Source organism: Kitasatospora sp. NPDC004799, assembly GCF_040609095.1.
Classification (GTDB): domain Bacteria; phylum Actinomycetota; class Actinomycetes; order Streptomycetales; family Streptomycetaceae; genus Kitasatospora.
In genome coordinates, this window is sequence record NZ_JBEXJK010000398.1 from 1 (window position 1) to 7,412 (window position 7,412).

General features: G+C 73.5%; 7 protein-coding genes. 3 read left to right on the plus strand and 4 right to left on the minus strand.

The annotated features are described in order from the left end of the window. Together ABZW03_RS33460 and ABZW03_RS33465 are read right to left on the minus strand one after the other, a co-directional pair. Nucleotides 1–1,696: alpha/beta hydrolase (locus ABZW03_RS33460; protein WP_355266845.1), on the minus strand; the 1,696-nt coding region annotated here is incomplete at its 3' end. A 254-nt stretch (nt 1,697–1,950) separates the two neighbouring features. Continuing rightward, complete coding sequence (locus ABZW03_RS33465) at nt 1,951–2,283, minus strand: hypothetical protein (RefSeq protein WP_355266848.1); 333 nt, start codon at nt 2,281–2,283, stop codon at nt 1,951–1,953. 130 nt (nt 2,284–2,413) lie between these two features. Between ABZW03_RS33465 and ABZW03_RS33470 the strand changes: the two genes are divergently transcribed. After that, a complete protein-coding gene (locus ABZW03_RS33470; protein WP_355266851.1) occupies nt 2,414–3,082 on the plus strand; it encodes a TetR/AcrR family transcriptional regulator C-terminal domain-containing protein in 669 nt (222 codons plus the stop codon). Between the two features lie 32 nt (nt 3,083–3,114). Here ABZW03_RS33470 and ABZW03_RS33475 read toward each other — a convergent pair whose 3' ends face one another. After that, nucleotides 3,115–3,720: a TetR family transcriptional regulator C-terminal domain-containing protein gene (locus ABZW03_RS33475; protein ID WP_355266854.1), complete on the minus strand. Its 606-nt coding sequence runs from the start codon at nt 3,718–3,720 to the stop codon at nt 3,115–3,117. 217 nt (nt 3,721–3,937) lie between these two features. Between ABZW03_RS33475 and ABZW03_RS33480 the strand changes: the two genes are divergently transcribed. Beyond that, on the plus strand, nt 3,938–5,236 hold the full coding sequence (locus tag ABZW03_RS33480) for an FAD-dependent monooxygenase (RefSeq protein ID WP_355266857.1): 1,299 nt from the start codon (nt 3,938–3,940) through the stop codon (nt 5,234–5,236). A gap of 54 nt (nt 5,237–5,290) precedes the next feature. Here ABZW03_RS33480 and ABZW03_RS33485 read toward each other — a convergent pair whose 3' ends face one another. Beyond that, on the minus strand, nt 5,291–6,487 hold the full coding sequence (locus ABZW03_RS33485) for an alpha/beta hydrolase (RefSeq protein WP_355266860.1): 1,197 nt from the start codon (nt 6,485–6,487) through the stop codon (nt 5,291–5,293). A 132-nt stretch (nt 6,488–6,619) separates the two neighbouring features. Here ABZW03_RS33485 and ABZW03_RS33490 point away from each other — a divergent pair, with 132 nt between their 5' ends. After that, nucleotides 6,620–7,141, plus strand: a complete 522-nt coding sequence (locus ABZW03_RS33490; RefSeq protein WP_355266862.1) for a MarR family transcriptional regulator — start codon at nt 6,620–6,622, stop codon at nt 7,139–7,141. Nucleotides 7,142–7,412: the final 271 nt, after the last annotated feature.

Genomic DNA, 7,412 nt, shown 5'->3' on the forward strand with positions numbered 1-7,412 from the left:
GGCAGCGGCTGCGGATCGGCCTGGTGGTGGACTCGCCGATCGCCAGGACCGACGAGCCGACCCGGCGGGTGGTCGAGGAGACCGCCGGGAAGATCTCCGCGTCCGGCTTCAGCAGCTGGCCGGGGGCCGGCGCGGTGCCGTCCACCAGGTAGCGGGTGACCAGCGCGTTCAGCGCCTTGCTGCGGCCCACGGCGCAGTGCTCGATCGAGTCGACGCTGACCAGCACGGCGTTGCCCAGCTGCTGCTGCATCCGCTCGGCGAACTTGTACTGGGTGGCCGGGTCGTACAGGTTGCCGATGACCATCACGGTGTTGGAGGTCTTCTTGTTCCACGGGCCGGAGAAGCGCTCGGCGTCCCGGGCCGGGGCCGGCCAGCTCGCGCACGCGGGCGCGTCGAAGGCCTGGTAGCGGCCGAAGGTCGGCATGTCCTTCTCCCACGCCTTGGCCGCGTTCGCGAACACCCGGTCGTTGGAGGGGTACGGCTTGTCCTGGCAGTTGACGGCCAGGTAGGAGTCGTCCGCGGTGTACTCGGAGTCCACCGGGGCCTCCCGCAGCGCCGCCCGCGGGACGTCCACCGAGAGCAGGTTGGCGTCCTCCTCCGAGACGTTCGCCTGCGGGGCCAGCAGGGCGGTCGCGGCCGGCTTCTGGAACACCTGGTAGGTCGCCTGCAGCGACTTGGCCAGCGGGGCCAGCTTGGCCTGCGAGTACAGCGCGCTGGCCACCTCGCCGGTGAAGCTGCTCAGGGTCACCTTGGAGCCGTTCGGCAGCGTGATCGGGCTGGTCCGCAGGTGGTCGCGGAGCTGGTCGAACTTGGCCCGGGTGTCGCCCTCGCCGAAGGCGCAGCGCGGGGCGCCGGCGGCCTGGCAGCGCTTGAGGAACTCGTCCAGCGCGATCTCGAAGCCGTTCGCCCGCTGGCGGTCGTACTCCAGGCCGTTGTGCAGGCGCAGGTTCGGGTCGACGTTGCCGTCGACGATGATCGCGCGGACCTTGTTCGGGTACATGTTGGCGTACGTCGAACCGATCAGCGTGCCGTAGGAGAACCCGGCGAAGGAGAGCTGGGCGTCACCGACGGCGCGGCGCATCCGGTCGAGGTCGCGCACCACGTTGATGGTCGACATGTGCTCGATCAGCGGGCCGGCGTTCTTGCTGCACGCGTCGGTGTAGTCCTGGTTGGCGTCCAGCGTCTCGTTGATCTCGGCCTTGGTGACCGGCACGCCGACCATCCGGCCGGTGACGGCGTCGGCGTCCTCCTGGGTCTTGAAGCACTTGAGCGGGTTGCTCCGGGCCACGCCGCGCGGGTCGAAGCCGACCAGGTCGAACTTGGACTGCACCTCGGGGCCGAAGCGGCTGGTCGTCGCCCACAGGTAGCCACTGCCGCCCGGGCCGCCGGGGTTGAGGAACAGCGAGCCGATCCGCTTCGACGGGTCGCTCGCCCGCCGCCGCATCATGGCGATGCCGATCTTCTCGCCCGACGGGTTGTCGTAGTCCAGCGGCACGGGGTAGACGGCGCAGTCGTAGATGCCGGGGTCCGGCTTGGTCGGGTCCGGGTTGCACGGCGTCCAGGCGACCGGGTCGACCTTCGCCTCGAGCAGGCTCGGGGCCTGGTCGACGGGCGCCGCCGACGCGGCGACGGCGGTACCGGTGACAAGTGCGAGAGCGCAGGTGACCGCTCCGGCCAGCGTGGTTATGCGGGACAAGGAACCTCCTCCGTACTGAAAAGGGCGGCCCCAGCCTGTCAGCCGGAGATCTCCGTGTGAAGACCTGGGAGGGGCGTAAATCCTGCGTCCACCGCTCGGCTCCCGAGGAAACATTCTGTGAATGAACCAACTTGACGGTTGATTGACCTGATGCGGTGTCATTCGAGGTCGCCGATCGGCCGTCGGCCGTCCGGGTCGGCGGGCGGGCGAGCGGGCCGACCGGGCTTCCCTCGCGGCCCTCGCCCCGGGGTCCGCTACCGCGCGATCGGCCGCGACAGGTCGTCCTCGGCGACGACCTGGTAGACGGCGTTCAGGGACGGCGGGCCGACCAGGTCCTTGATCCGCTCGAAGCGGCGCGCCTCGACCGGGGCCACCCGCTCGCTCCAGGCCTCGATCGACTCGGGCCCGTGGTCGCCCTCGATCAGGGCGATGGTGACGATCTCCCGCGCGTTCTCCAGCGCGGTGGCGCTGATCACCCGGGTGCGCGGGTCGTCCGGGAACACCTCGTCCGGGATCCACGCCTTGCGGAACTCCTCGTACTCCACACCCTCGTTGAGCTTGCGAACCATGACGGCGACGAGCTGCACGACACCCTCCCCAGAGTTTTTCTTGCAGTGCAAGAAGCTGATGACGGGTATTCTTTTCTTGCACTGCAAGACTTGTCAAGGCCCCAACCGCACAGCCCCGGTGGAGCGGACCGGGGCGGAGGAGGAACCGATGGCCGACCGGCGCACCCGCCCGCGGACGGGCCTGACCCGCGAGAAGGTCATCGACGCCGCACTCGCCTACGTGGACGAGCACGGGCTCGCGGCGCTGTCCAACCGCAAACTCGGTGCGGCGCTCGGCGTCGAGGGCATGACGCTCTACTACTACGTCCCCAGCAAGGCCGCCCTGCTCGACGGCATGGTGGAGCGGCTGCTGGAGCTGTCGGCCGGGGACCTGTTCGCCGAGCCCAGCGGCCCGTGGACCCAGGTGGTCGGGGAGTTCGCCGTCGAGCTGCGCCGGCTGCTGCTCGACCACCCCGCCATGCTCACCGTGCTGGCCACCCGCCCGGCCGCCACCCCGGCCTCCCTCGCCCTGCTGGAACGCGGCATCGCCGTGCTCCACGCGGACGGCGTCCCGCTCGGCGACGCGCTCGACGTCCTCAACTCCGTCGTCCGGTGGACCATCGGGCACACCCTGGGCGAGGTCGGCGAGACGCCCCACCACGAGGGCACCGAGCCCGGACCCGAGCAGTTCGCCGCCCTGGACCGGGAGGCCCTCCCCCACCTGGCGCAGGCCTTCACCACCGGCGAGGGGCTCGACTCCGAGCGGTGCTTCCGGCGCACGCTGCGCATCCTGCTGGCGGGGTACGCCGCCGAGCTGGGGCGGGCGCGGGAGGCCTGATCCCGCCTCCGGCTACGGGCCCACGGCCGGCCTCAGCGCGCGGCCGCGCCCCGCAGTGCGGCCGCCACCAGGCCCTGGACCGCGTCGGCCCCGGGCTCGCCGCCGCCCACCAGGTGCTCGAAGACCAGACCGTCGATGCAGGCCAGCAGGGCGGTGGTCCGCCCGTCGGGGTCGGCCACGCCCTGGGCGGCGAGGAAGGTGCGGACGGCGGCCCGCCCGGCGTTCTCACGCGGGACGAGGATCTCCCGCAGTTCGGGGTCGCGCACGCTCTCCACCGCGCAGGCGTACCGGGCGAGCGAGCGCCGCCGCCCGTCGCCGGACAGCCGCCGATTCATCAACTCGCCGATGCCGTCGGCCAGTTCCTCCGCCGTACGGACCGGAACCCGCTCGCCCATGGCGTGCAGCTCGCCCTGGTCCAGCTCCACCAGCCGCCGCACCAGCGCGGTGAGCAGGGCCTGGCGGGTCCGCAGGTAGGCCGAGGTGGTCCCGAGCGGCAGCCCGGCCGCCGCGTCGACCGCCCGGTGGGTCAGCCCGCGCACGCCGAGGTCCGCCAGCACCCCGATCGCGGCGTCCGCCAGCGCCGTCCGCCGGTCCGGCCGCCCCGCATCGTCCCGCTTCTGGTCCTCGTGTCGCCGCATCCCCCCTTTCTACCGGGCCCGCGGCACCCGCCGCGCACCCCCTCGGACGGCGGGGCCCGCCGGTCGGCGCCGCACCGCCGCCCGGCACCCCGCACCCACCCCATGTCCGGCCCCGCCCGGGCGCCCCGCACCCACCCCCGTCCGCCCGCCGGCAGCCCCGTAGTACGCTCCTTCTACAGCTGTAGAAGACAGCGCGGCGACACGGGAAGGACCGGGCATGAGCAGCAGCAACAGCGCGGTGGTGGTCGGGGGCGGGATCGGCGGGCTGGCCGCCGCGATCGGGCTCCGGCTGGCGGGGTGGGACGTGACCGTGGTCGAGCGGGCCGGCGTCCTGGACGATGCGGGCGCGGGCATCTCCCTCGCCGCCAACGGGATGCGCGCGCTCGCCGCCCTGGGCGTCGGCGAGGCCGTCGAGGCGGCCGCCCGCCGCCAGTACACCGGCGGCACCCGCACCCCGGACGGCCGTCGGCTCGCCGCGATGGAGGGCGCGGCCCTGGAGCGGGAACTGGGTGCCCCGATCGTCGGCATCCCCCGGGCGGCCCTGCACCGCGTCCTGCGCGAGGCGCTGCCCGCCGAGTCCCTGGTCATCGGCGCCGAGGTGACCGAGGTGGACACCAGCCGGCCGTTCCGGGTCCGGGCCGGATTCGCCGGCACCACCCGGGAGGCGGACCACCCGGCGGCGGACCGCCCGGGGGTGGACCGCCCGGGGGTGGACCGCCCGGGGGCGGACTTCCTGGAGGCGGACCTCCTGGTGGCCGCCGACGGCATCAACAGCCGCCTCCGACGCCGCCTCTTCCCCGGCCACCCCGGGCCCGTCTACAGCGGCTCGACGGTGCTGCGGGCGATCACCGAGCGCCCCGTCGACGGACTGAAGGCCGACTTCGAGCTGACCTGGGGCCACGGCGCCGAGTTCGGCCACATCGCCTTCCCCGACGGCACCGCCGAGTGGCACGCGGTCCTGAACGCCCCGGCCGGGGTCCGCTACCGGGACCCGCTGACCGAGGTCCGCCGCCGCTTCGCGCGCTGGCACGAGCCGATCCCCTCACTGCTGGCCGCGACCCGGCCGGAGGCGGTGCTGCACCACGACATCAACGAGCTGGCCACCCCGCTGCCGTCCTACGTCTCGGGCCGGATCGCCCTGCTCGGCGACGCGGCGCACGCCATGACGCCCCACCTCGGCCAGGGCGCGTGCCAGGCCCTGGAGGACGCGGTGACCCTGGCGGCGGCGCTCGCCGAGGCCCGGACGGTCGAGGCCGCGCTCGCCCGCTACGACGCGGCCCGCCTCCCGCGCAGCCAGACCGTGGCCCGCGACGCCCGCCGGGCCGGCCGGATGGGCCAGCAGCTCGCCCACCCGCTGGCCGTCGGCCTGCGCAACGCCGCGATCCGGCTCACCCCGCCCGGCGCGATGGTCCGGTCCGTCCTGCGGCACGCCGACTGGACGCCGCCCCGGATCACCCCCCGCGCCGCCCAGCCCTACCGCTCGACCGACGACGGCGGCCCGCTCAGAGCCGCATGACCCCCCGAAGGATCAACGCGGCGCTGCCCCGCACCAGACCTTCTGGAACAAGCTTTAGTGCTGGAAGCGCACTTCCGGATAGTCCGGCGAGGGGCCGTCCAGCAGCGGGCTGCGGATCCCCTTCAGCGCCTGGTCGAAGAACGCTGTCACGTACTCGCGGGTGATCGCCACCCCGCGTTCCGGTGAGAGGGGCGGCGTCGGGAACCCGGCCTGCTCCTGCAGCAGGTCCCCGTCGGAGAAGCTGAAGTGGTCGGAGCCGGTGACCGTCAGCCACTTCTTGTAACCGCCGAGGGCGGCCCAGGTCTGCTCCCAGTCGGTGTAGTTGTCGCCGCCGCCGGGCGTGTGGCCCAGCATGAGGAAGGGCCGGTTGATCTGGCCGGGCTTCGGGGCCGGGTGGAAGCTGCCGTCCATGTTCACCCCGGCCCGCACTCGCGGGTCGGCGACCATCGTGTCGGCGGTCGCCGCTCCGCCGAGGGAATGTCCGGCCATGCCGATCCGGTGCTTGTCGATGAGGTGGGCCAGGCGCCATGCGGTAGTGCCGTGCGTCAACTGGTCGATCACGAAGGACACGTCCCGCGCGCGGCTGGCGGCGACGGAGTCGAAGTCGAGCGTTTCCGGGTGATCGCAGATCGCGCACGGCGGCGTCTGGCCGTTCGCCAGCGTCTCGCCGCTGTCCTCGTAGGTGTGGCCGACGAGCGCGACGACGTAGCCGTGACTGGCCAGGTCGGTCGCGAGCGAGGTGAGCGTCATGCGCGGGTTCTCGGCCGCGGGCGAGAGGACCACCAGCGGATGCCTGCCGCGCTGCGGCCGCGCGCCGTCGAAGGCGTGCGTGGTGACGCCGGAGAGGCTCTCCGGGGTGACGCCGGAACTCGCCGGCAGGTTCCGGCGCTGGATGATTCCGGCTGCCTCGGCGAGGGTCGTGTAAGGGGCCGGAGTCCCGGTCCCGGGGACGGCCGGGTAGACCATCGTGACGGCCAGTCGGCGGGGGCCGGACGACGGCACCCACGGGTCGGGACGGCTCGCGTCGGTGAGGTGGATGACCTCCTCGCCGGCGGCGTACGGGCCGGTCGGCGCGGGGAGCGCGCCCTGGAAGGACCGCGGGGTCGCGGCAGCGGCCGCGGCAGCGGTCGCGTGCACGGTGGACGGCGGGGTCGTGGCGGCGAGTCCGGTGCCGGTCGCGGCCACCGACGCGGCGAGACCCAGGATCGCGACAGCGCTGATCCGGCGCCTGCGGTTCGAGGTGGTGTTCATGGACACGATCCTGTCCGGCCCCGCCCTGACGCTCGATCATGCAGGTGTCCGTCTTGAGGGTGGTACTGGCTACACCCTGATCGGCGCGGGCTCACTTGACCGGGAATCAGATTAGGTGCCATATTACTTCTCGTGACCCAGCAGCCCGAGAGCGGCCCCACCGCCCCCAGCCTCGACCAGGCCCGCCGCCAGATCGCCCGCTACGGCCTCACGGCCGACCCGCAGGCCGTCCTGGTCGCGGCCCGGCTGATGGCGGCGGGCGCCCGGATCGGCCAGGCCGGCGAGGTGCACTTCGGCCGCTTCGGCCTCTCCACCGGCCGCTACCGGCTGCTGGCGGACCTGGAGGACCACGGCGGCGAGAAGTCGCCGTCCCAGCTCGCGGCGAGCCTCGGCGTCTCCCGGGCGACCGTGACCGGGCTGGTCGACGGCCTGGAACGGGAGGGCCTGGTGGCCCGCCGGCCGTCCACCGAGGACGGCCGCGGCAACGTGGTGATCCTCACCGCCCGGGGCGCCGACAGGCTGCGGGAGCTGGCGCCCGAGCACTTCGCCCGGATGCAGGCGCTGGTCGGCGGCCTCTCCGTCGAGGAGCGCGCCACCTTCCTGGACCTGCTGGCCCGGGTGGTCGCGGGCATGGACGCGCTCACCGAGGACTGATCCTCACCCAGGCGGGCCGCCGGACGGCGGCCCGCCTCCCTTCCGCCCCAATAGTTAGGCACCTAAGCACAAATACTTAGGCGCCTTATCACCCAGCAAAGGACGTCCCATGAGCAAGAAGGCCCCCGGCGCTCCCCCGCCCTTCGTCCTGTGGCGCGAGGTGCTGGTCGCCTACCTCATGCCCGCCGCCACGGCCGGCACCGGCGGCGCCGTCAGCGGCCAGCCGCACCTGGTGACCGCCGCGCTCACCACCATCGGCGGCACCTCCGCC